Here is a 22,536-nt window from a genome sequence, read left to right on the forward strand (position 1 = left end):
AACCATTAAATATTTTGTATTTACACATTTATAATTTCGAAACCATTTTATCCCTATTAAATGACTTCACAAGTAATAAGAATATAATGATGTCTAAGATAATTAACACGAAACCTGCGATTAAGATGATTTGATAACCTAACAGCATAATACCTGAAGCTTGAGAAATGATTAAACCGATAATCGGTACAACTAAGAATAACGCAACACTTTGAGCTGACTTCATACTCTTTGCCTTATTCGCAACCATCATCACGAGACATATCGAAAGAAAAGTCATTGATGGTATAATCAACAGAATTAAAGAGAGCCATGCTCCATTAGGAAAAATTAATTGAAGGAATTGTTTCCAACCAAATAAATTCACTGTTATACCATAGAGTACAATGGCGCCATATGTGATGACGATGGAAGGTATAAAAGATGCGATAACTTTTCCTAACAACATTTATTTATCTGATAATGGTGTATACAACAATCCCTCTAACGTTTTGTGTTCTTTTTCTCCCACAAAGCTATAACTCGCAGAAGCATTTGAAATAATGACAGGCATCAAAAGAAAGAGTGGCATTAAGAAATACATCAATACTATATAAATTAAAATATGTTCAGGCGATGCATGAACAGGTAAATCAAGTGTATTTAACTGGTGAATCGATTTTTCAAATTCACTCGGCAAATTAACTAAATCAACTTTCGTACTGAAAATAATCAAGATATTCGGCAGTATGACGCTGAAAAAGACAGCGATGAAAAGCATAGGATATAACGTCGACTTATCATACATCATTTCTAACAATTCTTTTTTAACCAATGCTTTGATACGATGTGTATTCATCTTATAAACCACCTACTTTTTTCTCATAGAGTTCTTGTAACGCATGTTGATATTGTGTAACTTCATAAACCTTTATATTTTCTTTTACTAAAACAGTAATAACTTCAGAAATGTCCTTATATGCATCCACTTTCACAATCAATTGATCATCTCTAACATCATAGAAAGAAACTAGATCAATAGATGCTTGACTTAAAAGACGTTCTGCTTCTTGAATATCTGACACTTTTAAATGAAATTCATGTCCTGGCCATTCTGTTTGTATCAATTGTGATACTGTCCCTTGCGCAATAAATGTTCCTTTTTTCATAATGAAAATATTATCCGCAATTTTTTCTAAACCTTGAAGTTGGTGCGTACACATTAAAATGGTAGTTCCTTGCTTTTTAGCCATCTGTTTAAGTAATTCAATAAAGCGTTCTGAAGCAATAGGATCCAACCCTGAAGTTGGTTCATCTAATATTAATAATTTAGGGTTTGTCATCATCGCTCGAATTAACAATACCTTTTGTTTCATACCTTTACTTAAAGCACCTGCTTTGGCTTGCATATGTGCTTCAATATCAAACACTTTTAATAAATAAGTACTGTTTTGATTAAAATCAGTTGTATCTAAACCATACAACTGCGCCCAAAACTTTAAATTTTGAGCAACAGTTAAATTTTCATATAAAGCCCCATCATTTTGGACAGCCATAGCTTGTCGTACTTCATTGAAGTGCGGTTGGTCTAAAGTTTGATTAAATAAGGTGACCGCACCTTTATCCGGTTTCAACAAACCGGTCATCAATTTTATGGTTGTTGTTTTACCGGAACCATTCGGACCAAGTATCGCATGAATTTTTCCTGTTTCTAACTCAAACGAAATATCCTTTATAACTTCCACATCTCCAAAACTTTTAGATAAATGTTCAACTTTCGCAATCATGATGATCTTCCTCTCTTCAAATCAACTTATTGTTATCCGCTACCTCAATACAATAATGCGTTTCACCGCAATTTGGACATGTGAGTTTGCGCGTTTTGAAAGTATGATTAGCGAAAATCATGTGACTTAATTTAGGTTTGAAGACTGTTTGGCAATTTGGACAAACGTAACTGACATTTTGGTAGTAATACGCTGTTAACCCTGCCGCAACAAGCACTCTGAATGGAATGGCTTTCGCCCAAATTTTCCAATCTTTTTTAGTTAGTGCACGTACTAAAGCACTAACTTGATAACTACCAACAGCAATACCAGTTATTAACATATTACGACGAATCTGACTCATTTGGTCCATACGTGATGATAATTGTTCAAAATGATGCGCATTATCTAGTAAACCTGTGCTGTCATCTCCTACAAGCTCATCTAACTTTTGAAGACGTTCTAATTTTTGTTTCGTTTGAGTTAAAACTTTTTCTAATTCAACTTCTTTCTTTTTCAACAAAACTTTTAATGTCGCTGTATCTTCTGATTCATTTAATATATGATGAATCTCTTGAAGCGAAACGCCCATGCTTTTTAATAAAACAATACTTTCTAATTGTGTTTTATCTGCTTCACTGTATACTCTGCGATTATGTTCAACACGACTTGGTTTCAGCAATCCTTTTTGGTCATAATATTGGACTGTTCTGACAGATACTTCACAAGCTTTGGCTAATTCACCTGTTGAATATTCCATTTAAACTTCCTCCTTGCCTCTTTAATTTCTCTACACTCTTAGCTTACGCTATAACGTTGCGTTACTAGCAAGCACTTTATTATTAAATTAGTGTAAAGTCAGACTGCCGTATGTCTTATAAACATTGTCATGACAGCGTTTTATCCCTTTACATAATTTTAATAGTTTAACATGTCTTTTGTCTTTCAACTTTTAAAGTATAATGCTACACTTTAGACGTATACATATTAAAATAGATATAAGACATTAATTTTCTAACAAGGAAGGTACTTATTATGAAAGTATTGATTACAGGGGGCGCTGGTTTTATCGGTTCGCACATCGCAGAGAAATTTAACAACGAAGGTGGAGAAGTGTTTGTCGTAGATAACCTCTCTACAGGTAAACGAGACAATATTCCTTTTATAGATGAAGATCATTTTTATCAAAATGACGTGAAAGACTTTGAATTACTCGAAGAACTTGTGAAAGTGCATCAATTCGATTACGTCTTTCATTTAGCTGCAATGGTCAGTGTCGTAGAAACTGTGGGCAAACCAGTTGAATCTAATGGGGACAATATTGATTCAACGATTCATTTATTAGAAGCAAACCGTCAACATAACCCGAATTTGAAAAAATTCTTATTTGCTTCATCTGCCGCAATTTATGGTGATTTGCCAGATTTACCAAAATCAACAGATTCCAAAATTAATCCTTTATCACCTTATGCAGTACAAAAATTCGCAAGTGAACAGTATACAAAGATTTATCATTCACTCTATAACTTGCCGACTGTTTCTTTACGTTTCTTCAACGTTTATGGTCCAAGACAAAATCCAGAGTCAGACTACTCAGGGGTATTATCAATTTTAAATCAAAAATTCTTAAACAAAGATGACTTCACTTTCTTTGGTGACGGCAAACAAACACGTGACTTTATTTACATCAAAGATTTACTTCAAGCAATTTGGATTGTGTTAGAAAAAGAAGAAACAAACGGAAAGATTTATAATGCGGGTACTGGAGAAGAAACAGATTTATTAACTGTTTTCAAAGCCTTTTCTGACTACTTCGGTTATGAGGTTCATTATTCATTTGAAGATGAACGTGCAGGTGACATTAAATATTCTCGTTCAGATGTGACACCGTTAAAAGCATTAGGTTATCAACCTGAATATCCTGTATCTAAAGGTATTGCGGAGTATCTAGAATATAATAAAAATTAACTTTAAAATAAAAAAATTCCCAAGCGGCAATCGTTCGCTTGGGAATTTTAGCATTTCAATTCATTAGGGTACTTATAAGAAATCAACTTCTATTCTGTATATTACTATGACTTTCTTATTTTAAATATGTACAAATTAAACAAAATTATTAAAGCTTATGCACATATTTGTACATCATTGTTTACCGTATTGCTTAATCAATTGATTCATTAATTCTGTCGCAGTTTCATCTTCAGTCGGTTTAAATAACTCGTCTGGTCTTAAGTTAGGATCTTTGTCATTATGGTCTTTTGGCGCAAACCCTGAAGACAATGTTACTTGTTGACTCGGTTTAAATTGGCATTCGTAAACTTTACCGTCATCTGCGAATAAGTATTTTGTGATGGGTTGATTTAAATCTGCCACATTACGATAACCTTCTATATTAGATAAATCTTTCGCTTTCTCATCAAATCCTGTTACACCTTGGTTAGAGTGATAAAATACCACGCCTACTAAATTATGACGTTCAAAAGCTTTAGGGCCTGGTTCATTTTGATTACTGACTTGCAGCTCACCTTTAGGTGTCATCGCATACCAGTCTCCTGTTGAAATTTCCCCTGCTCCAAAATAACGATTAGAAGCTGCTAAACCTTGTTGATTAGCACGTTTGTCTGCCCACTTCATCACTTCTTCTTTTAATTTTGCTTGTTCTTGACTAGATAATTTCTCTTTGTTTATTTTAATGTCTTTAGAACTTGAGGCTGGTTGATTTTGTTGTGTCTGTGCTTTAGCGTCACTTGTCTTTTTCTCTTGTTGATCGCTGCATCCTGTTAATAATAAGCTCAAGCTTGCGACTGCCGCAGTATATGTTAAAAATTTCTTCATTTTGTTGCCTCCTATGTATAAAGGTATAGGACTCGTATGATTTACGAGTCCCTACCTGAGTCAAATGACTTAATTAAAGCTATCAACAGTTATTATTTTTTGTCAGTTTTTGAAATACCGAATTGGTCGATTAACTTAACTGTTCTTTGTTCGCCTTTACTGATGTCACCGTTTAATTGATAGATTTTCACAATCAATTTGTCGCCTTTCACTTCATAAACTGAGAAGTTTTGAGCTGATGAGTCACGGTTATTTTCATGGCTATCGTTAAACGCATCTGTTTTTTGAGGTTGTTCACCTACTGCGAATAAGTTGTTGTATTCTTGACGTTGTGCTTCAGTTAACCAGCTCAATTTCGGACGAATTTTCTTGATATGTTCTAATGGTTTGCTGTAGATATCATCATAAGCTTTTGTACCACCTGTGTTTGGCAACACGTAAACTGAACCTTTTGGATTGTCGTAATATGTGACACCATCTTCACCTTTAACTTGTTTTGCATCTTCAATTTTAGCGTTTACGAAGCTATTTTTTGTTGAAGTATGCTGTAACATTTTAGTTCTAGCGAGTACGTGGTCATGTCCTTGTAATACTAAATCCACATCTAAATCATCGATTTCTTTCGTTAATTCTTCACGTAATTTCTTAATGTCTTCATCTTCTAAGGCATGGTAAGACTTAGAGTACATTGGTTTATGCAAGTTTAAGATAACCCATTTTGAGCCGTTTTCACGTGCTTTTTTGATATCTTGTTTAATCCATTCCATTTGTTTTTTACCAATGGCTTTACCTTCTGGATTATCTTCACCTTTTTTGTTGTCATTTGTATTTGCGACAACCATGTGTGCTCCGTTGTAGTCAAATGAGTAGTATGAACCACCGTTGACTGCGTTATTTGCTTTAGGTACGTTCACGTGACGGTTGAAACGATCTAATAACTTTTTGTTCTTCTCATCGAATGCATATTCATCATGGTTACCTGCTGCTGCTGCAACTGGTAAAGACATGAATGATGGACGAGATTGGTCATAAATGTCATTCCACTCATCTTCAACTTGTGAGTTCTCTACGAAGTCACCTGTATGCAATGCGAAGTTTGGATTACCTGCTGTTTTAATTGCTTCAGCGATTGTGTTTGCACCGAATTTCGCTTCGTTACGTACGTGTTCGTTCCAGTAAGCATTTTGTGTATCCGTATATTGTACGAATTTGAATGGATCACCTGCGTTACCAGATGTTCTGAATGTACCGACTTGGCTTTGTTTGCCTTTTTTACTACCAACTTGGTAGTAGTATGTTGTATTTGGTTTTAAGCCTGTTGCTTGTGCTTTATAGTTATATTCTTTCACGTTCATTAAAGATGCTTTACCGTGTTGATCACCGCTTGTCCATTCTGGACCGCCTGCACCTTTATCTGTGTAATAACCTTTAATTTTTGGTTTGCCATTTTCATCTTTGACTGGCTCACCATTATCATCTTTCTCCACATCAGCGAAAATGAAGTGGCCTGAATGATCTCTTTCTATGTATTGAGAGTCCACTTGTTCTGCTTTAGCTGTGAATGTTTTCGCGTCTTTCATATTCTTTGAAGTTGAGACCCAAACTTGTGGTGCTTCAGCTTTATCTGTTGTAAACCAGTTGAAGCCCATTTCTGTTTTAGTATCACCATTAAAGTTTGTCATAATACGGTTCGGACTGTTTTTCTTTTTAACAGGTGCTACTTTTGGTTTCTTATTTAATAATTTAATACCTTGTTGTTGTTGATGTGCTTGTTGCGCTTGCGGTGCTGCTTGTGGCGCTGGTTGGCCGCTGGCATCTGCTTGTGCTGCCCCTGTTGATAATAAAAGCATTAAACTTGCCATACTTCCTGCTACAATCTTAGTCATCTTGATATTCTTCAATGCGCTACCTCCAAAATAGGTTGAAATTTAAAGGAAGTCCCAAAATTAAAAGACACCGTGATATCTGTCTTCAATAGACCTTTACTTCCTCTCAACACAAATTGTAGCAAGCAATCTTTAAGCTATTATTAAGTTGGTGTTTGGTTTGTAAATTCTATTTAAACAAAAGTATAAACAATAACTAAAACAACTATACATGGGTATACTGTATGTGATTTTTATAATGAAACACATTATTATACGACGTTATATATCTAATTGTAGACATCAAAAAACACAAATAAAAAAAGCACCCGTTTTAAATACGAGTGCCTCTAACTATAAATTAATAGTTATGAACTTGACCGTTTTTAATTGTTGTTTTGACATGCATGTCTTGATCTAATAAGACTAAGTCTGCATCTTTGCCTTCTTTAATGCTGCCTTTATGAGCGTCTATACCTAACGCAATGGCTTGATTTAGGCTTGTTACACGCCACATTTCTTCGAGTGATGCACCAGTAAATGTAAGCATATTGCGTAAGCCGTCATTCATTTTTAAGATACTGCCAGCTAAAGCACCTGATTCTAATCGCGCTTCTGAGCCTTTGACAATAACGTTTTGTCCGCCTAAATCATACTCGCCATCTGACATACCTTTTGCGCGCATCGCATCTGTGATTAAGTAGAATCGTTTATTGCCTTTCATTGTATAAGCGATTTTAACTGATGCTGGATGTGAATGAATACCATCTGCGATTAGTTCTGTATGGATACCGTCGTTGGTCCATGCCGCACCAAATTGTCCAGGCGCACGATGTTCAAATGGAGTTCCTGCATTATAAAGATGAGTGACATGTTTTGCGCCATGTTCTACTGCTTCATTCACTTCATCAAATGTCGCAACAGTATGACCCATAGAAAAGATAATTTGGTCGGATAATTTTTCTAGAACTTCTTTTGCACCTTCTACTTCTGGGGCAAAGGTAATCACTTTAATATTACCGTCAGCTTTCTCTTGGAAGTGTTCAATCGCATCTACTGAAGGACGTTGTACATATTTAGGGTTTTGGGCGCCTACTTTATGTTCTGAAATAAACGGACCTTCTAAATGAACTCCTGCAATTTCAGCCGCATTTTCTTTATCTTGAACTGCTTTATATTCCACAATATTTTCTAAGGCACGATCGATGTTTTCCACTGATTGTGTCATTGTTGTCGCAAGGAAAGATGTAGTACCTTCAGAAAGTAACGATTCAGCTAAATGTTTCAATCCGTCAAAGGAAGCATCCATCGCATCTTGTCCGTACCCACCATGAATATGAATATCAATAAACCCAGGTAAAACATATTGTCCTTGTGCATCCACTACTTCTAGATTTCCTTGATAATCACCATGACCAACCTCTGAAATTTTGCCATCAGAAATTTTCACATAACCTTTATCTAAGACACCTGTTTCTGTATAAACTTTACCGTTTGTCACTACATATTCAGTCATTTTCTAACCTTCTTTATTCATAATATATACCATTGGTATTTTAACACATAACAGCGCCCCAAACTTGAAAATTAATTTCATAACAAAACATCAAAAAAAGCAGAAGCCTGTCAGACTTCTGCCGTATCACTCAATGTTTTTGTCTTACACTCATGATGTTTACTGCTTTCTAAATCTTTAATTTTTAAAGTACTAATTAATGAACGATATAAAAATTGAACAACGATACAATGACTCCGATTATAGTACAAGATATTGTAATGGTAGTTATCATTTCTTTTTTCCATGTACAAAACTTGTTTTCTAATCTAGATTCAAACTTCTCATCTAATTTATTTATTGCTTGTTTAACTTCACTAAAGTTTTGATTCGTTTCATTATTCATCTCTTTTAATCGTTTGTCTACTTGTTCAAAGCGCTTGTCTACCTGTTCAAAACGCTTATCTACTTGATCAATACGTTTATCTACTTGGTCAAATCGTTGATTCACCTGTTCGAAGCGTTGATTAACTCCATTAAATCTTTCTTTTACATTTTCGGATTCTATTTTAAAATTTTCTTGTATGTTACTTAAATGTTGGGTTGTTCTTGCTTGTTCTATTTGGATATTTTTAACGTCAAGTGCTAAAATTTCAAATTTATTTTCAATAGCTGTTAATCTTTCTAATGGTGTTTTCACTGGAAAAATTTCATTACCTTTTTCCTCATTATACTTAGGAACTAAATTATTATCTGCCGTAGTCATCTTGATGTTCTCCTTTGAAGTATAGATTTATATTTTTAAGCGTCCTCGATTATTAATTACTTATTTATAACTTCGCTGAATAGTTATAAAGTCATTACGCTAAGACGGCTGAACCCCAGCAAAATAAGGCATACGATGTAGATATTTTAAAGATTTTTTCATAGTTGATACCGCCCTTCCTTATATTTAAACACTGAAGCACTCACTAGTTCCCCTAGATATTTATTAATATAATTATACTACGGTTCAATTCTTAATTCCATATACAACTTGAATTTTAATTTTACTATTTAGGTAAAATAATTGTCATCTTTTTTACGAAATTGAATCAAACTAGGTAAATAAAAAACAAAAAACACAATCCCCCTAATCCGTGCGACTCATTTCACACTTTTAAAGAGATTGTATTTAAAGTCTATCTAATATGACTTCTCACAAAACTTCCTGTTGATCCATTTAACGCTTCTCCGCCTGCCATTTCAACTTTGGCGTAATTATAAGGTGATGTACCCCAGAGGTTATAGCCGTATGTGCGTAATCCATAGATACGATAATTACCATCAACCATGACTGATCCTGAAGCACCTGCACGGAATTTATCTTTGGTTTGTAGTTCTGTTCCGTTTGAAGATTTTTGTATGAATTTTAATTTACTCCAGTAGGATTTTGTATTATCTCCATTTTGCCATGGATAACCTACTGAATAGAGATTGCGATTATAAGTTAAGTTGTTGATTTGTGAATTCGACGCAAGAGGTAATGCTTGTGTGTAGTTCGTCAGCTTTTCTTTGGTATAGACTAATGCGACATCTGCTTCAGGTACTTTAACTACTTTTGTTGCGTGGAAAGTATAAGTTTTTGCCTTACCATCGCGATTTAAATCAAACGTAATATATTTAGGATTAGCTGCCGCACCTTTAGCATCATCTATCACGTGTGCATTGGTAATTAATGTATAAGGTCCTATAACAGTCCCTGTCCCCATACTGTCTTTACCTTTACCTTTCCAACCATCTTTATTACTAATACGTCCTACTGCTTTATATTTTCCTTTGTATGCATTTGCGATGTGTTTAATTTGTACATCATTATTAGAAATTCGCTTTGTTTTAGGATAAGCTTTAGACGCATTATAATCCGTCATCCCATTATAATAATAGCTACCTGCTGCTAACGTTTCTGTATTTGTTAAAGTTAAACTAGCCACAACCGCAAGTGATACAACTGCACTTTTGAATATATGTTTCATGTATATCCCCTTATGTTTTTTCTCATTGTATCACACGTATTAACGGCTGTATTTGCTTGTTTCAATAGTCTTACTTGTAAGCAGTAAAAACCTACAATGAAAGCGATTCGCTATTGCAATTTTAATGCAAGTGATTTATGATGTGTTTGTATATAGAAGGAAGTTATATTTCAAGAATGAAAAAGTCAGTCCAATACGTTAACGCCTCGCTACACGATTAGTTAAAGTATTGAATATGATGACTTCCTGAAATACTATGAATCAAATAATTTCAATAAGTCCACTGGAAGTGCCTGTTCCTACAGGCTGAGATCCTTATGTATGATAAGGAAATTCTTGGAACCTGATCTAGTTTATACTAGCGTAGGAAAGTGGCGTATTGTACGTTTAATGCGCTATTTTCTTATATGGAAATAGCGTTTTTTTATTTCGCTTTTCTTGCGACTTATTGATTAAAGAAGGTGAATCCATCGTGTGGGTCGCGATAACGCCATATGAACTCACAAAAACAACCATAGCTCAATATGTTGAAATAGCGCCTGTGATTGACTGTTTAATTGTACGTACTGACCAAGCAACTCAAGCTACGGATATTCAACGCTTACTAGATGCTGGATTTCCTAAAGCTAAAATCACTGCGCATTCCAATATAAAACTATTTGAAAATTTTGATTTAAAGCGTATTCATTTTAAAGAGATGGACGAGCGTGCCTTTGAATTTAAAAACAAGTATCCAGATGCATGTGTCAGCATGTCTACACATCATAAAGATACAATTCAATCCGCTAAAAATCATCACTTAGATTTTGTGTTATTCGGTCATCTTTTCGAGACCGGTTCTAAACCAGGTTTACCGCCACGTACGCCATCTGAAATATCAGATGCCTTACAAGTAGATATGCCTACCATCGCACTTGGCGGTATTAACGAAAATACCTTATCACAAGTGTCGCATGGTTTTAGTGGTATCGCAGCCATTTCTTTCTTCTTACAACATGATATACAAACACTTCGCACCCTCAAGGAAGGTGAACATTATGTATGATTTAGCCATTATCGGAGCAGGCGTCATCGGAATGTCTATCGCAAGACATTTAAAAGACAGTGGTTTATCTATCGCATTAATCGACCGTGATATCGAAGGCAAACATGCCTCTTATAAAGCAGGCGGTATGTTAGGTGCACAAAATGAATTTAAAGAGGATAGCCCCCTCTTTCGTTTAGCACTTACATCCCGTGCTAAGTTCAACGCATTAAGTACAGACTTATTTTCAGAAACAGGTATTGATATTCAGTACCAACAAAATGGCCTGATTAAGTTAGCCACTCAAACAGAAGATGTCCCATCATTGAAACAACAATATGCATTTCTTCATTCACATGATGAGGATGTTCAAGATTTATCAGATACTGATTTAGCATTACTGACCAATCATTTAGTTAAAAGTACAGAAGCCATGATGTTTGTGCCGCACGATCATCAAATCAATGCCAATCATTATACTAAGGCGCTTCATGCTTCACTCGAAAACGCACCAAATATTGATCGCTTCTCACACACGAACGTAACCGCAATTCATCGTGTCGGTGAAGGTTATGATATTGAGGCAGAGCGTAACGGACGTCGCACTTTAACAAAAGCACATAAAGTAATTGAAGCTACAGGTGCTTGGGCTGGCAATGTCTCAGAACAACCAGACATTCAAGAAGCAGTCAGCGGCGTTAAAGGCGAAGTCTTGCTCGTTGAAAATGAAGACTTAGATTTAAAACAAACGTTATTTATGACTAACGGATGCTATATCGTACCTAAACCCCCGCATCGTTTCTTAATCGGCGCAACAAGCTACTTTGATGATTACTCTGTCGGTGTATCTGAACAAGGTAAAACATGGTTATTAGAAGAAGCGATTAAACGTGTGCCTGAACTTGCGGGAAGCAAAGAACTCAAATACTGGTCAGGTATTCGTCCATGGACTAAAGAAGAACAGCCGATTATGGATGAAGTACAAGAAGGATTATGGATTATCACTGGCCATTACCGTAATGGTATTTTATTATCACCTGTTATCGGTGAATTAATGGCCGAATGGGTTGCGACTGGACATCGTCCACAAACACTCGAACCCTTTCAATTTGAATTAAGGAGGGAGAAACATGAAGTGCATCATTAATGGTGATCCGTTCACATTCGATACTGAAGTCACAATTCAAGATATTTTAGATCATTTAGAACTCGACAAAAAACGTGTCATCGCAGAACATAACCAAAACTTAATACAACGTGAAGACTTCGCAAACCAAATCGTACGCGAAGATGATCGTTTAGAACTATTAGAATTTGTTGGAGGCGGATAATATGTTAAAAATTGGACCTTATGAAATGGAATCAAGATTATTACTCGGTACAGGAAAATTTGAAAATGAAGATGTACAAACGAAAGCTATCGAAGCTTCAGGTACAAACGTACTGACATTTGCGGTACGTCGTATGAATCTCTATGACAAAAACTTACCGAACCCCCTTGCGAACGTTAACTTAAAAGACTTCGTTACGTTCCCTAATACAGCTGGTGCGAAAACAGTTGAAGAAGCTGTTCGTATCGCAGAAATCGCAAAACACGCAGGTGTTTGCGACATGATTAAAGTCGAAATTATCGGTGACGATGAAACATTACTACCTGATCCGATTGCGACGTATGAAACATGTAAAATTTTATTAGAACGTGGCTACATTGTATGTCCTTATATCTCTGAAGACCCAGTATTAGCCAAACGTTTAGAAGAATTAGGTGTTCATGCGGTAATGCCTTTAGCTTCACCTATAGGTACAGGCCGTGGTATCAACAACCCATTAAACCTAAGCTATATTATTAAGAATTCAAATGTACCGATTATCGTTGATGCAGGTATTGGTTCAGCGAAAGATGCGGCACAAGCGATGGAACTTGGCGCAGATGGTATCTTATTAAACTCTGCTGTATCACGTGCCAAAGATCCAGTAAAAATGGCAGAAGCAATGAAACTTGGTGTTGAAGCAGGTCGTTTAAGTTATGAAGCTGGCCGTATCCCAATTAAATATACTGCACAAGCATCAAGCCCTACCGAAGGTTTAGGATTCTTATAATGCCTACACCGTCAGAAACACCAGAATTCAACGAACGCTATAGCCGCCAAACACGCTTTGCGCCTTTTGGCGCACAAGGTCAACACAACCTTGAACACACACATGTATTAGTCATGGGTGCGGGTGCCCTTGGCAGTCATATAGCTGAACAACTTGTGCGTATGGGTATCGGCAAATTAACCATCGTCGATATGGATATTGTTGAATTAACCAACCTTCATCGCCAAACACTTTATGATGAAACAGATGTCACAGAAATGCGTCCGAAAGTCTATGCATTAGCAGATAAACTAAAAGTTATTAACTCTAATGTAGAAGTAGATCCTATCTATGAAGAAATCACTTCAACAAATATTGAAACGATGATTCAAGATATTAATCCAGATATTTTATTAGATGGAATGGACCATTTTGCGATTCGCTTCTTATTTAATGAAGTTTGTCATAAATTAAATTTACCTTGGATTTATGGTGCAGCTGTTGGAGGTAAGGGTTCTGTCTATGCGATTGATTATACAGGTCCTTGTTTACGTTGTTTTATGGAAGAAACACCTGAAACTGCAGAAAGTTGTGCAATTAATGGTGTGATACCACCTGTCATTATGCAGGTCGTGAGTTATCAGATTGCGGAGCTGATGCGTTATGTATCAGGCACAGGCTTCTCTGGCAAACTCATTACGGTGTCACCCTTTGAAGTCAAACAACAATCTATGGATGTCAGCCGCTTCAAAAACCCTAATTGCACAGTCTGTGCACAAGGTAATTACGAATATCTAGGTAAACGTCAATCAAACGTCATCGAAGGCAGTTGCGGGGATACATTCGTCTTCCGCTTCAAACCTGATCATTTTGACAACGCTGACTTATTCCCAGGTCAAATTCTTAAAGCGAATCCTTACGTCAAACTTTTAAATGTAGACGGTTATGAAGCCACACTCTTTAAAGATGGCCGCATGAATGTTCATCATATTGAAGATGAAGACACTGCAGAAACACTTTATCGCACTTTATTAAAAGCAGTAAAATAACAATGAAACCACACAATAGAAGTGTACACCTAAAACGCGTGTACACTTCTTTTTTACTGAATAAGGCGTTCAGTTATTAAGAAACTTTAATTATTTAATCTCAATATTACTTCTAACTTACAAACAAGTTCTTTCATTTATTCAAAGCACTTTGCGATAATATTGTTAAATAAGCAAAAATGATTTGAGTTCACTTAACTTATAGAATACAATAATACTGTATAATTATTAATTTAAGGGATGAGGATATGGAAAGAGAGAAACGTCTTGATTTAATTAAATTATTACTAAAGAATAACAAGATTTCTACAGTACGTGAGTTAGCTGAAATCATGGAAGAGCAATACAATTTAATTTTCAGTATGACCACAGTCGCAAAAGATTTACAACATTTAAGAGTGACGAAAGTTCCGAATGGCTCAGCCCCTTCTTATTATGTATTACCAGAAAAAAATGAAGCAAACAGCTTTCGTGAAGCTTTCAAGAAATATCGCGACGATAGTATTAACTCTATTATCGTTAAAGACAGCTATATCCTAATTAAAACAGAACCGGGATTTGCCCGTACCATCAATTACTGTATTGACCAAATGCAACTGCCGCATGTTTTGGGCACAGTCAGTGGTAATGATGTTATTATGATGTTAATGAAATCAAATGAAGAAGCAGAATATGTGAAATACTTATTATTGAAGCCTTGATGAGCTAAATAAAGATAAATGAAAAGAGAGAAGCGACATGATTACTTTGTTCAAAAGTAATCATGTCGCTTCTCTCTTCTTCTACAAGGACTTACTTACAGTCCAAGTTTGATGATTTTTTAACACTAAATTTTGTTTACTTAAATCTCTGATCACATGACTGGCTTTTTCTCTTGATACACCTGCTAACTCACTTAACAGTGTCACAGTCATAATCTTATCTAGTTCGTAATAAGCACCTTGATCGTTTCCTACCGTTTCGCACATTACGCGCAATGTGTTTATCACCTTTTGTTCGGCATTACGACCAAGTAAAGCCATATTACGTTCAATGTTTTGGTTGGCTTCTGTACGTAATAAATCAAAGATTTTAATAAACGTATCTTCGTGGTTTTTACATAAATATTCAATGACATTTTTAGGTACTCTGACAATCAAGCTGCTTGTGAGCGCTGTACATGATTCATGGTAATGATCAGAATGGAATAAATGATTTAAAGGAAACATATTAATCGGTCGGTTCAACATTAAATAGTCGTCACCGTTTTCGTTCAACATTTCTCTTGATACATAACCTTCTAATAATACATAGATACTATCCGCTTCTGATCCTTGATAATAAATCACTTGCCCTTTTTCATAGTTCCTGACATAAATCTCAGAAAGATGAGGAACGAGCAGCCCTGATGGTACCTCTAATATTTTCGATAATGCTTGAATCGACGCTTGATAATCTTCAGTACTATTGCTCATACACGTTCACCTCATCTCTTTCTCTCTTTTTCATGAATGTGTGTTGAAAATATAGTTTTTATTAATTGAGACAGCTGAAATATCTGCCCTTTTTTCAACATGTGCAACGTGTTTATTGTATCATATTGCGTTCGCACACACATTCTTATGTATACAGATAGAAAGGCAGCTTACAGGATGTAGCGAGGTCCTGCAGGCTGCCATTTCTTTATCTGTTGTCAGGATTTCATGCGTCAGTAATTAGAAGACACTTACTGCGCCACTGAACAATCTTATTAAACCAAGAATGGCAAAGATGACAATGAATCCCATTAAAATGTAGTCTCTTGTGATGAATTTGATACCTTTGTTGCGTTGTACAATCCAGTAAACGAACAGACCAGGTACATATAGCAACATTGTCAGTAGCAAGTAGTCCACGCCTGCTGCGTAAATGAGCCATACCGCATAGATAGAAGCGATAATACCGATTGCCATTTGTAGGTTGCTTTTACGATCATACTGCAATGTATATTTGAACTGATAGAATGCACTGAATGCATATGGAATCAATATCGCACTGGATGCGAGTGAGAATGCGAATTGATACGCACTATCTGTAAATAACATACTGATTAAGAACAGTTGTACTAAGATGTTTGTGATTAGGAGTGAATTGACTGGTGCACCATTTTTGTTTTGTTTCGCAAACCATTTCGGGAACATTTTATCTTTTGCGACGATGAATGGTAACTCACCAGCAAGCAATGTCCAACCTAACCAAGCTCCAAGTACTGAGATGATTAAACCAATGTTTGTCACAACTGAACCCCATGGGCCGACGATGTGAGCAAGTAAAGCTGCCATTGATGGACTGCTTAATTCAGAGATTTGATTTTGTTCGATAACACCTTGTGCAAGTACAGTTAATAAGAAGTAAATCACTAATACAATCAATAGACCGAGTACTGTAGCTGTACCCACATCTTTCTTCGTTTTAGCACGGCCTGAGAATACAACCGCACCTTCAATACCAGTGAATACCCATACTGTAATCAACATTGTACCTCTCACTTGTTCCATAATGTTTGAGAAGTTGATTGGTAATGCGATGTTGCCTTTCATTCCTGCAAAACCGGCCATAAACGTGTCAAAGTTAAATGCGACGATCATACATACAATCGCTAGGAAGATAGGAATTAACTTGGCAACTGTGACAATACTGTTGATTAGGGTTGCTGTTTCTACGCCTCGCAGAATCAGGAAGTGTACACCCCAAAGTAAAATGGAGGCTACGATAATACTTGGAAGTGTGTTGCCGCCTTTAAATATCGGGAAGAAGTTGCCGACTGCTGACATCAGCAACGTGGCATATGCAACGTTCCCTAAGAATGCTGCGAACCAGTATCCCCATGCACTGGAGAAACCGACGAAGTCACCGAAACCGGCACGTGCATAACTGTAAATACCGCCGTCTAAATCAGGACGTTTATTTGTTAAGTTCTGGAATACAAATGCGAGTGATATCATACCTACAGCTGTAATGATCCATCCGATGATAATTGCTAATCCGCCGGCATTGCTGCCCATGTCAGAGATAATATTAAAGGCGCCGCCGCCGATCATTGAACCAACGACCAGACCGATTAAAGCCGTTTTACTGAGTTTACTTTGTTCTCCGCTCATCTTCAAAACTCCTTTAATGCTTGAGACTCTCTCAAAGCATGTGTTGTCAATTTATTTATTTTTTGACGCTATACTGCTTTAATTGTTTTAAAGGGCCTGCGCCTCTTGCTATTTCCAAAATCATAGGCCATGTACAAACATGTCGCCGTGAATAGGTATCAAATTAAGTCAAAGCAGTATTCAATCTAAAGCCAGGCTTTAAGTGATGACGCTAAACTGCCTCTATTGATGCAATCCTTATCACTTAAAGCACTGTATACTTTAGAATTAGATATCTTCACGGTATAACGGTTGGCTCATGCAACGTGGGCCCCCGCGTCCGCGAACTAATTCACTACCTGTTACTTCGATAACTTTAATGCCTTTGTCGCGTAATAATTGGTTAGATACATAGTTACGGTCGTAAGTAACAACGACACCTGGACGGATTGTTAATGTGTTAGATCCGTCGTTCCATTGTTCACGAGGTCCTACGATGCGGTCACCGTCACCTGTCGGAATGAAGTCGATGTGGTCTAAATTCAACGCGTCTTTTAATGTTTCTTTTAAATTGTGTGTACGTGTGATTGTGATATCTTTGCCATCTTCAGTTGGTTCAAGTGTGAAGATATTCATGTCTTCACCTTTTTTCTCGATAGCTGAGTGGATTGTGAATTTATCATAGTCAATCATTGTGAATACTGTGTCTAAGTGCATGAATGCACGTGTATTCGCGATTTCAATCGCAACAACTTTTCTGATTTTTGAATCTGGGTTCGCAAAGATTTGACGTGCTAATTTTTCAATCGCTTGTGCTGATGTTCTTTCAGAGATACCGATTGCGATTACTTCTTCAGAAAGAACTAATTCGTCTCCACCTTCAATGTTGTAAGGTGAGTTTCTGTCTAACCATACTGGAATATCAGCATCTTTGAATCTTGGGTGATGTTTTAAAATATAAGTGATGAAGATAGACTCTCTGCGACGTGCTGGCCAGAACATACGGTTAACTGTCATACCATTACCTACTGACGCTTGTGGGTCACGTGTGAAGTAAAGGTTTGGCATTGGGTTCATGTAGAATGGATAAGAATCGTCCACATACTCTACTAAGTGTGCATGGTCTTGTCTTACTTCTTCTTTACGAACACCTGCCATTACTTTTTCGATTAAGTCTTCGTTATTTAATGTTTCGAATAACTCTTTTACTTCTTCTTCATGGCCTAATAATGTATCTTCAGATTCCGCTAATACATCTTCAATAAATTGTTCACGTACTTTTGGATCTTCAATGGCTTCTGCAGCTAATTTTTCTAAATAAAGCACTTCTACGCCTTCGTCACGTAGCACTTGTGCAAATTTGTCATGCTCTTCTTGTGCTACTTTTAAATACGGGATATCATCAAATAATAATTCTCCTAAATACTCAGGTACTAAATTTTCTAATTCTTTACCAGGTCGTTTAAGTAATACCGTTTTTAATTTACCGATCTCACTGTTTACTTTAATTGGATGTTCATTCATTTGTGAAACCTCCTTGTTTTATTTATCTATATTGTAAGCCCTTTCAAATGATACTCATGTGAATTAAATCACATTACAACTGTTGTACTTTTCACACTTATCTTTTTATTCATTACATGTTTCTGTATATTTAATACATTTATATGGGGTTTACATGTATAAACTATGAATAATAAGCGAATTTAATGTGCTTTAAATCCCAAAGAAAAAATTTTATTCATTTTTTAGAGAATATATACATTATGTTTCATAAACCGTGTCAGTGTGGCCCTTTTAACAATGCATCTCAGTCTTAGTATTTTGAGACATAAAAAAAGAACCAGCATAAAGGTCCAATATAAATCCCTCCTTATGTGGCTCTACCCGTATTTGATTAAATAACCGCTTCTTTACAAAACTTTAAAATTGTACCAAACTGCATAAAAAAAGAAAACCACGGTGTGGTTTTCAACATTTATTAATATGTTCTTTCTTCATACCTATTTCTTATAAATCATCCATTATCTATCTTACTTTAATCTCTATACATGGTTGATGCGCTGTATTATATACAATCATATGCGTATAACTGTCTTTTGAATCCACTTGAATGTATAACCATTCATCTTTTATGATCATCTGTTTATATTTAATGTCTAACTTGCGATAAGCTTTTAATTCATGATCATGCGATGCCCCTACCTCTAATACTTTCATTACCACAAAATCTCCAGGCATCACATCCTCTTGCCAATGAATAGGGTTATAATCAGAGACTGTTTTTAAATACGTTTCAACATCATCCCACTTTATTTCTAACGGTAAAGCTTGGGCTGGTAATGAAAATGCTTCTTTAACGTTAAGTGTTTTAGATGATGAGGATTGTTGATGAAATGTCTCTTTCATAGTAACAAACATTGTTTCAACCTCTATCCATATATCAGCGCTATCCGTTGCGGTAACTGTCAGTAAATAACGTGATTGATCAAAGTGTTTAAGCACTCGTTGATCTATTAATTTAAGTTCAGCTGTATAAGCTTTTCCTTCTATTAAAGAATGATAACGATGGATGCGTTTCTGTCTTAAGATAAAAGAATGTTCAGCTGATGCTTGAAAGGGTTCAAAACGATGCCAGATATCTGTTAAATAAAACGCATCTAAAGGAATAGAAGCGTATTTTGACGATAATTTCCAAGTAAATGTCTGTTTCATTTAGTGCTCTACCTTCTCAAATAAAGTCGAAATACCTAATCCGCCACCAATGCCCATTGTAGCTAATGCATGATTTCCAGGGAAATACGTAAGAATAGAAATCAGTCGTGCGACTAAATTTGCGCCGCTTGCGCCATATGGATGTCCTTCAGCGAGCGCACCACCAAATGGATTTACTTGTCTTTCTTCTATACCAAGCAAGTCCATAGAAGCGAGTACTTGAGAGCTGAAAGCTTCATTAAATGCGACCCAATCTATATCTGAAATAGATAATTGATGTCTCATTAATAGTTGTTCAGTCGCAGGGACAGGTCCAATACCTAATAATTTGGGATTGACTCCTGAGACCTGTGCATCTATAAATTTCAATTGACCTTTTAACCCGAGTGCTTCTGCTTTTTCACGTGACATAACTAACGCTAACGCAGCACCGTCACTTTTAGGACAAGCATTGCCGACAGTGACTGAGCCTGCATCGAACAGCGGTTTCAATCGTGCTAAACGTTGTGCAGACATCTTTTGTTTGGGTGCTTCATCTTGTGTTACTTGTTCACCACGGATTGTTAAAGGTACGATTTCACGTTGGATTTGTGATAAATGTTCAAAGTATTTTTGATGACTACGTGCCGCAAAAGCATCTTGACGTTCACGAGCAACTTGATAAACTTGCGCTACATTTTCAGCTGCTTCTAACATGCTTGGATCTCCCATAGATTCTGGGGTAAAAGGCGCACGTTCATATATTTCTGGTGGGTGTTTCTCATACAGTGATTGCGGTTTTTGAATTTTCCATGGTGCTCGACTTGTTGATTCCACTCCTCCTGCAAGATAAATATCTCCTGCACCGGCTTGAATCATACGACATGCCAGGTTGATTGCTTCTAAGCCTGAGCCGCATTGGCGATCTATCGTCATACCTGGAATATCAGAAGAGAGTCCGGCATGAAGTAATGATTTACGTGCGAGATTACCACCGTTACCTACTGTATTACCAATGATGACATCTTGTATATTTGAAGCGATAGACGGATGCAGCTGTATCAATTCATCGATAAGTGGCTTGAGTAAAGCTTCAGGTTCTAAATGTTTAAAGATACCGCCATACTTGCCTATTGGTGTTCGTTTCGCTTCAATAATGACTGCTTCTCTCATTTTTCTTTCCTCCCATAGCGTTCATCCATCTCTTTACGTGCGATTTTTCCGCTATTCGTCCATAACATTTCTGGTACTTCAATAAAGCGCATCGGTACTTTATAACGTTCTAAATATTGACGTAAATCACGTTTTATCTCTCGAATCGTTATAGGTTGTTTTGTTTGGTAATACGCAATCAACACTTCTCCTAACTCATAATGCCTTTCACCTGTCACCATAACGTGCTGGATCGGTGTCGTTTCTAAAATTACACGTTCCACTTCTTCAGGATAGACATTCATACCGCCCACAATTACTTTATTATTGACGCGTCCTTCTAATATCAGTTCTTGATCTTCTGTCATTTTTGCGTAATCACCTGTCGCAATAGTGTCTTGATTAGAGATGCTTTCTCCGTCTACATAGCCTGAAAAGACCATATCACTTTGAACATGAAGTTGGCCGATCTGAGTAGGGTCAGACAATTTCTGTCCAGTGTCATCAGTTAGAATAACTTTAACGCCTTTGAAAAGTTTCCCGACATTCTTTGGCGCATAATCTGTCACGTGATGATATGAAATAAAACTCGCTTCACTTGTACCGAAGAATTCAATGACTTGTGATTTCGGCATACTTTCTTTAAAGCGTTTAATCGTATGCGGTTCTAATTTCGCACCTGACGTTAGAAATGTCACAGAGATATCTCTTAACTTTTTGGTGTTTAATTGTAAAATTTGTTCTAAAACCGAAGGTACAATAAAGACGACAGCCTTTGGATGCTCAATAAGCTGATGAAATAATTGCGCAGGATGATAATCCATCTGCATATAACACGGACAATGAGAATGGTACGCATACATCATGGCATAAAGGGTCAGTGAATGCGCAATTGGACCTGGCGCAATTACGCATGAAGGCGGTGCGTTTAAGATATCGTCATTCGCATCATAACTGACTAACCAAGAGTACCTATTACGATAATATGCTTTTGGCATGCCTGTCGTACCAGAAGTAAAACCGATGTGCAATAAATCATCAGTCGGTGATGTCACCTTTTGTGAGGAAGGTGTTTCTGCTTCATTTAATTGTTCAAGACGTAGTGAATTAACACCTTCAATCTTCTTATCAGCAATCACATGTGTAATCTGATAATGATTTAAAATTTGATGTAGTTGTTCAGACGTCCACTTCGCATCTAACACTACCGGTAAATAACCGCTAGATTGTATAGCGAGATAGACACGCAAGAATTGTGCCGGATCTTGAATTAATATACCAATACTTTTTGTTTGGTTTGCCCATTGTGCAATGTAGCCACGATCTATGTTCAACACATCATTTAATTGTGCTTTTGTTAATCGGCTTGCTTCGGTTTGAATGACGATATCAGACATACAGACCACCTTTCCTTTAATAAAATTTATTTCAAAGCAGTTTAATTTTATCATAGTGCTATTGAGAAAGAATGAGTTAGCTTTATAA

22 protein-coding genes and 1 riboswitch are annotated in these 22,536 nt (G+C 36.4%); of the genes, 7 read left to right on the plus strand and 15 right to left on the minus strand.

The window, feature by feature from the left end; genetic code table 11:
* Positions 1–28: 28 nt before the first annotated feature.
* The 4 genes from KRR19_RS03520 to KRR19_RS03535 form a co-directional block, all read right to left on the minus strand.
* Entirely contained in the window at positions 29–226 is a 198-nt protein-coding gene (locus KRR19_RS03520; RefSeq protein ID WP_051035981.1) for a hypothetical protein, read from the minus strand.
* A 222-nt stretch (positions 227–448) separates the two neighbouring features.
* Positions 449–838 (minus strand): ABC transporter permease subunit, encoded by a 390-nt coding sequence (locus KRR19_RS03525; protein WP_002479909.1) that lies wholly within the window; start codon positions 836–838, stop codon positions 449–451.
* A gap of 1 nt (position 839) precedes the next feature.
* Positions 840–1,766, minus strand: a complete 927-nt coding sequence (locus tag KRR19_RS03530) for an ABC transporter ATP-binding protein (protein ID WP_002479910.1) — start codon at positions 1,764–1,766, stop codon at positions 840–842.
* A 16-nt stretch (positions 1,767–1,782) separates the two neighbouring features.
* Positions 1,783–2,505: a MerR family transcriptional regulator gene (locus tag KRR19_RS03535; protein WP_002479911.1), complete on the minus strand. Its 723-nt coding sequence runs from the start codon at positions 2,503–2,505 to the stop codon at positions 1,783–1,785.
* Between the two features lie 275 nt (positions 2,506–2,780).
* On the opposite strand from KRR19_RS03535, the gene KRR19_RS03540 reads away from it, so the two are divergent.
* Positions 2,781–3,713, plus strand: a complete 933-nt coding sequence (locus KRR19_RS03540; RefSeq protein WP_002479912.1) for an NAD-dependent epimerase/dehydratase family protein — start codon at positions 2,781–2,783, stop codon at positions 3,711–3,713.
* 174 nt (positions 3,714–3,887) lie between these two features.
* Here KRR19_RS03540 and KRR19_RS03545 read toward each other — a convergent pair whose 3' ends face one another.
* From KRR19_RS03545 to KRR19_RS03565, 5 genes are all read right to left on the minus strand, one after another.
* A complete protein-coding gene (locus KRR19_RS03545; protein ID WP_002479913.1) occupies positions 3,888–4,580 on the minus strand; it encodes a putative periplasmic lipoprotein in 693 nt (230 codons plus the stop codon).
* Between the two features lie 92 nt (positions 4,581–4,672).
* Positions 4,673–6,466 carry a purple acid phosphatase family protein gene (locus tag KRR19_RS03550; protein ID WP_037556196.1) on the minus strand — a complete coding sequence of 598 codons (1,794 nt, stop codon included), beginning with the start codon at positions 6,464–6,466 and terminating at the stop codon, positions 4,673–4,675.
* Between the two features lie 340 nt (positions 6,467–6,806).
* Positions 6,807–7,961 carry an N-acetylglucosamine-6-phosphate deacetylase gene (nagA, locus tag KRR19_RS03555; protein WP_002479915.1) on the minus strand — a complete coding sequence of 385 codons (1,155 nt, stop codon included), beginning with the start codon at positions 7,959–7,961 and terminating at the stop codon, positions 6,807–6,809.
* A 196-nt stretch (positions 7,962–8,157) separates the two neighbouring features.
* The gene (locus KRR19_RS03560; RefSeq protein WP_002479916.1) at positions 8,158–8,706 is read right to left on the minus strand and encodes a hypothetical protein; all 549 of its coding nucleotides are present in this window, start codon (positions 8,704–8,706) and stop codon (positions 8,158–8,160) included.
* Between the two features lie 415 nt (positions 8,707–9,121).
* The gene (locus tag KRR19_RS03565) at positions 9,122–9,955 is read right to left on the minus strand and encodes a trypsin-like serine peptidase (protein ID WP_002479917.1); all 834 of its coding nucleotides are present in this window, start codon (positions 9,953–9,955) and stop codon (positions 9,122–9,124) included.
* Between the two features lie 275 nt (positions 9,956–10,230).
* Positions 10,231–10,342, plus strand: a riboswitch (TPP riboswitch).
* A 154-nt stretch (positions 10,343–10,496) separates the two neighbouring features.
* Here KRR19_RS03565 and KRR19_RS03570 point away from each other — a divergent pair.
* The 6 genes from KRR19_RS03570 to KRR19_RS03595 all read left to right on the plus strand — a co-directional run bounded on the left by KRR19_RS03570 (position 10,497) and on the right by KRR19_RS03595 (position 14,808).
* Positions 10,497–11,000: a thiamine phosphate synthase gene (locus KRR19_RS03570; protein WP_308903671.1), complete on the plus strand. Its 504-nt coding sequence runs from the start codon at positions 10,497–10,499 to the stop codon at positions 10,998–11,000.
* Positions 10,993–12,126, plus strand: a complete 1,134-nt coding sequence (locus tag KRR19_RS03575; protein ID WP_002479919.1) for an NAD(P)/FAD-dependent oxidoreductase — start codon at positions 10,993–10,995, stop codon at positions 12,124–12,126. The genes KRR19_RS03570 and KRR19_RS03575 overlap by 8 nt, the downstream gene beginning before the upstream one ends.
* A complete protein-coding gene (gene thiS, locus KRR19_RS03580; RefSeq protein WP_002479920.1) occupies positions 12,110–12,310 on the plus strand; it encodes a sulfur carrier protein ThiS in 201 nt (66 codons plus the stop codon). Before KRR19_RS03575 ends, thiS begins: the two co-directional genes overlap by 17 nt.
* A 1-nt stretch (position 12,311) precedes the next feature.
* The gene (locus tag KRR19_RS03585; protein ID WP_002479921.1) at positions 12,312–13,079 is read left to right on the plus strand and encodes a thiazole synthase; all 768 of its coding nucleotides are present in this window, start codon (positions 12,312–12,314) and stop codon (positions 13,077–13,079) included.
* Entirely contained in the window at positions 13,079–14,107 is a 1,029-nt protein-coding gene (locus KRR19_RS03590) for a ThiF family adenylyltransferase (protein WP_002479922.1), read from the plus strand. The genes KRR19_RS03585 and KRR19_RS03590 overlap by 1 nt, the downstream gene beginning before the upstream one ends.
* A gap of 248 nt (positions 14,108–14,355) precedes the next feature.
* Entirely contained in the window at positions 14,356–14,808 is a 453-nt protein-coding gene (locus KRR19_RS03595; RefSeq protein ID WP_002479923.1) for an arginine repressor, read from the plus strand.
* 81 nt (positions 14,809–14,889) lie between these two features.
* On the opposite strand, the gene KRR19_RS03600 is transcribed toward KRR19_RS03595, so the two are convergent.
* The 6 genes from KRR19_RS03600 to KRR19_RS03625 all read right to left on the minus strand — a co-directional run bounded on the left by KRR19_RS03600 (position 14,890) and on the right by KRR19_RS03625 (position 22,448).
* The gene (locus KRR19_RS03600) at positions 14,890–15,561 is read right to left on the minus strand and encodes a Crp/Fnr family transcriptional regulator (protein WP_002479924.1); all 672 of its coding nucleotides are present in this window, start codon (positions 15,559–15,561) and stop codon (positions 14,890–14,892) included.
* Between the two features lie 240 nt (positions 15,562–15,801).
* Entirely contained in the window at positions 15,802–17,226 is a 1,425-nt protein-coding gene (gene arcD / locus KRR19_RS03605; RefSeq protein ID WP_002479925.1) for an arginine-ornithine antiporter, read from the minus strand.
* Positions 17,227–17,493: 267 nt separating this feature from the next.
* Entirely contained in the window at positions 17,494–18,729 is a 1,236-nt protein-coding gene (gene arcA, locus KRR19_RS03610) for an arginine deiminase (RefSeq protein ID WP_002479926.1), read from the minus strand.
* Positions 18,730–19,233: 504 nt separating this feature from the next.
* A complete protein-coding gene (locus KRR19_RS03615) occupies positions 19,234–19,920 on the minus strand; it encodes a hypothetical protein (RefSeq protein WP_002479927.1) in 687 nt (228 codons plus the stop codon).
* A complete protein-coding gene (locus KRR19_RS03620) occupies positions 19,921–21,072 on the minus strand; it encodes a thiolase family protein (protein WP_002479928.1) in 1,152 nt (383 codons plus the stop codon).
* Positions 21,069–22,448 carry an AMP-binding protein gene (locus KRR19_RS03625; protein ID WP_002479929.1) on the minus strand — a complete coding sequence of 460 codons (1,380 nt, stop codon included), beginning with the start codon at positions 22,446–22,448 and terminating at the stop codon, positions 21,069–21,071. Before KRR19_RS03625 ends, KRR19_RS03620 begins: the two co-directional genes overlap by 4 nt.
* Positions 22,449–22,536 lie beyond the last annotated feature (88 nt).

The organism is Staphylococcus sp. CWZ226, assembly GCF_018986355.1.
GTDB lineage: Bacteria > Bacillota > Bacilli > Staphylococcales > Staphylococcaceae > Staphylococcus > Staphylococcus simulans.

Bases quoted from the DNA above. Each gene is read 5' to 3' on its own strand.
- KRR19_RS03520 (WP_051035981.1), bottom strand. From the start codon at position 226: ATGAAGTCAGCTCAAAGTGTTGCGTTATTCTTAGTTGTACCGATTATC.
- KRR19_RS03525 (WP_002479909.1), bottom strand. From the start codon at position 838: ATGAATACACATCGTATCAAAGCATTGGTTAAAAAAGAATTGTTAGAA.
- KRR19_RS03530 (WP_002479910.1), bottom strand. From the start codon at position 1,766: ATGATTGCGAAAGTTGAACATTTATCTAAAAGTTTTGGAGATGTGGAA.
- KRR19_RS03535 (WP_002479911.1), bottom strand. From the start codon at position 2,505: ATGGAATATTCAACAGGTGAATTAGCCAAAGCTTGTGAAGTATCTGTC.
- KRR19_RS03540 (WP_002479912.1), top strand. From the start codon at position 2,781: ATGAAAGTATTGATTACAGGGGGCGCTGGTTTTATCGGTTCGCACATC.
- KRR19_RS03545 (WP_002479913.1), bottom strand. From the start codon at position 4,580: ATGAAGAAATTTTTAACATATACTGCGGCAGTCGCAAGCTTGAGCTTA.
- KRR19_RS03550 (WP_037556196.1), bottom strand. From the start codon at position 6,466: ATGACTAAGATTGTAGCAGGAAGTATGGCAAGTTTAATGCTTTTATTA.
- nagA (WP_002479915.1), bottom strand. From the start codon at position 7,961: ATGACTGAATATGTAGTGACAAACGGTAAAGTTTATACAGAAACAGGT.
- KRR19_RS03560 (WP_002479916.1), bottom strand. From the start codon at position 8,706: ATGACTACGGCAGATAATAATTTAGTTCCTAAGTATAATGAGGAAAAA.
- KRR19_RS03565 (WP_002479917.1), bottom strand. From the start codon at position 9,955: ATGAAACATATATTCAAAAGTGCAGTTGTATCACTTGCGGTTGTGGCT.
- KRR19_RS03575 (WP_002479919.1), top strand. From the start codon at position 10,993: ATGTATGATTTAGCCATTATCGGAGCAGGCGTCATCGGAATGTCTATC.
- thiS (WP_002479920.1), top strand. From the start codon at position 12,110: ATGAAGTGCATCATTAATGGTGATCCGTTCACATTCGATACTGAAGTC.
- KRR19_RS03585 (WP_002479921.1), top strand. From the start codon at position 12,312: ATGTTAAAAATTGGACCTTATGAAATGGAATCAAGATTATTACTCGGT.
- KRR19_RS03590 (WP_002479922.1), top strand. From the start codon at position 13,079: ATGCCTACACCGTCAGAAACACCAGAATTCAACGAACGCTATAGCCGC.
- KRR19_RS03595 (WP_002479923.1), top strand. From the start codon at position 14,356: ATGGAAAGAGAGAAACGTCTTGATTTAATTAAATTATTACTAAAGAAT.
- KRR19_RS03600 (WP_002479924.1), bottom strand. From the start codon at position 15,561: ATGAGCAATAGTACTGAAGATTATCAAGCGTCGATTCAAGCATTATCG.
- arcD (WP_002479925.1), bottom strand. From the start codon at position 17,226: ATGAGCGGAGAACAAAGTAAACTCAGTAAAACGGCTTTAATCGGTCTG.
- arcA (WP_002479926.1), bottom strand. From the start codon at position 18,729: ATGAATGAACATCCAATTAAAGTAAACAGTGAGATCGGTAAATTAAAA.
- KRR19_RS03615 (WP_002479927.1), bottom strand. From the start codon at position 19,920: ATGAAACAGACATTTACTTGGAAATTATCGTCAAAATACGCTTCTATT.
- KRR19_RS03620 (WP_002479928.1), bottom strand. From the start codon at position 21,072: ATGAGAGAAGCAGTCATTATTGAAGCGAAACGAACACCAATAGGCAAG.
- KRR19_RS03625 (WP_002479929.1), bottom strand. From the start codon at position 22,448: ATGTCTGATATCGTCATTCAAACCGAAGCAAGCCGATTAACAAAAGCA.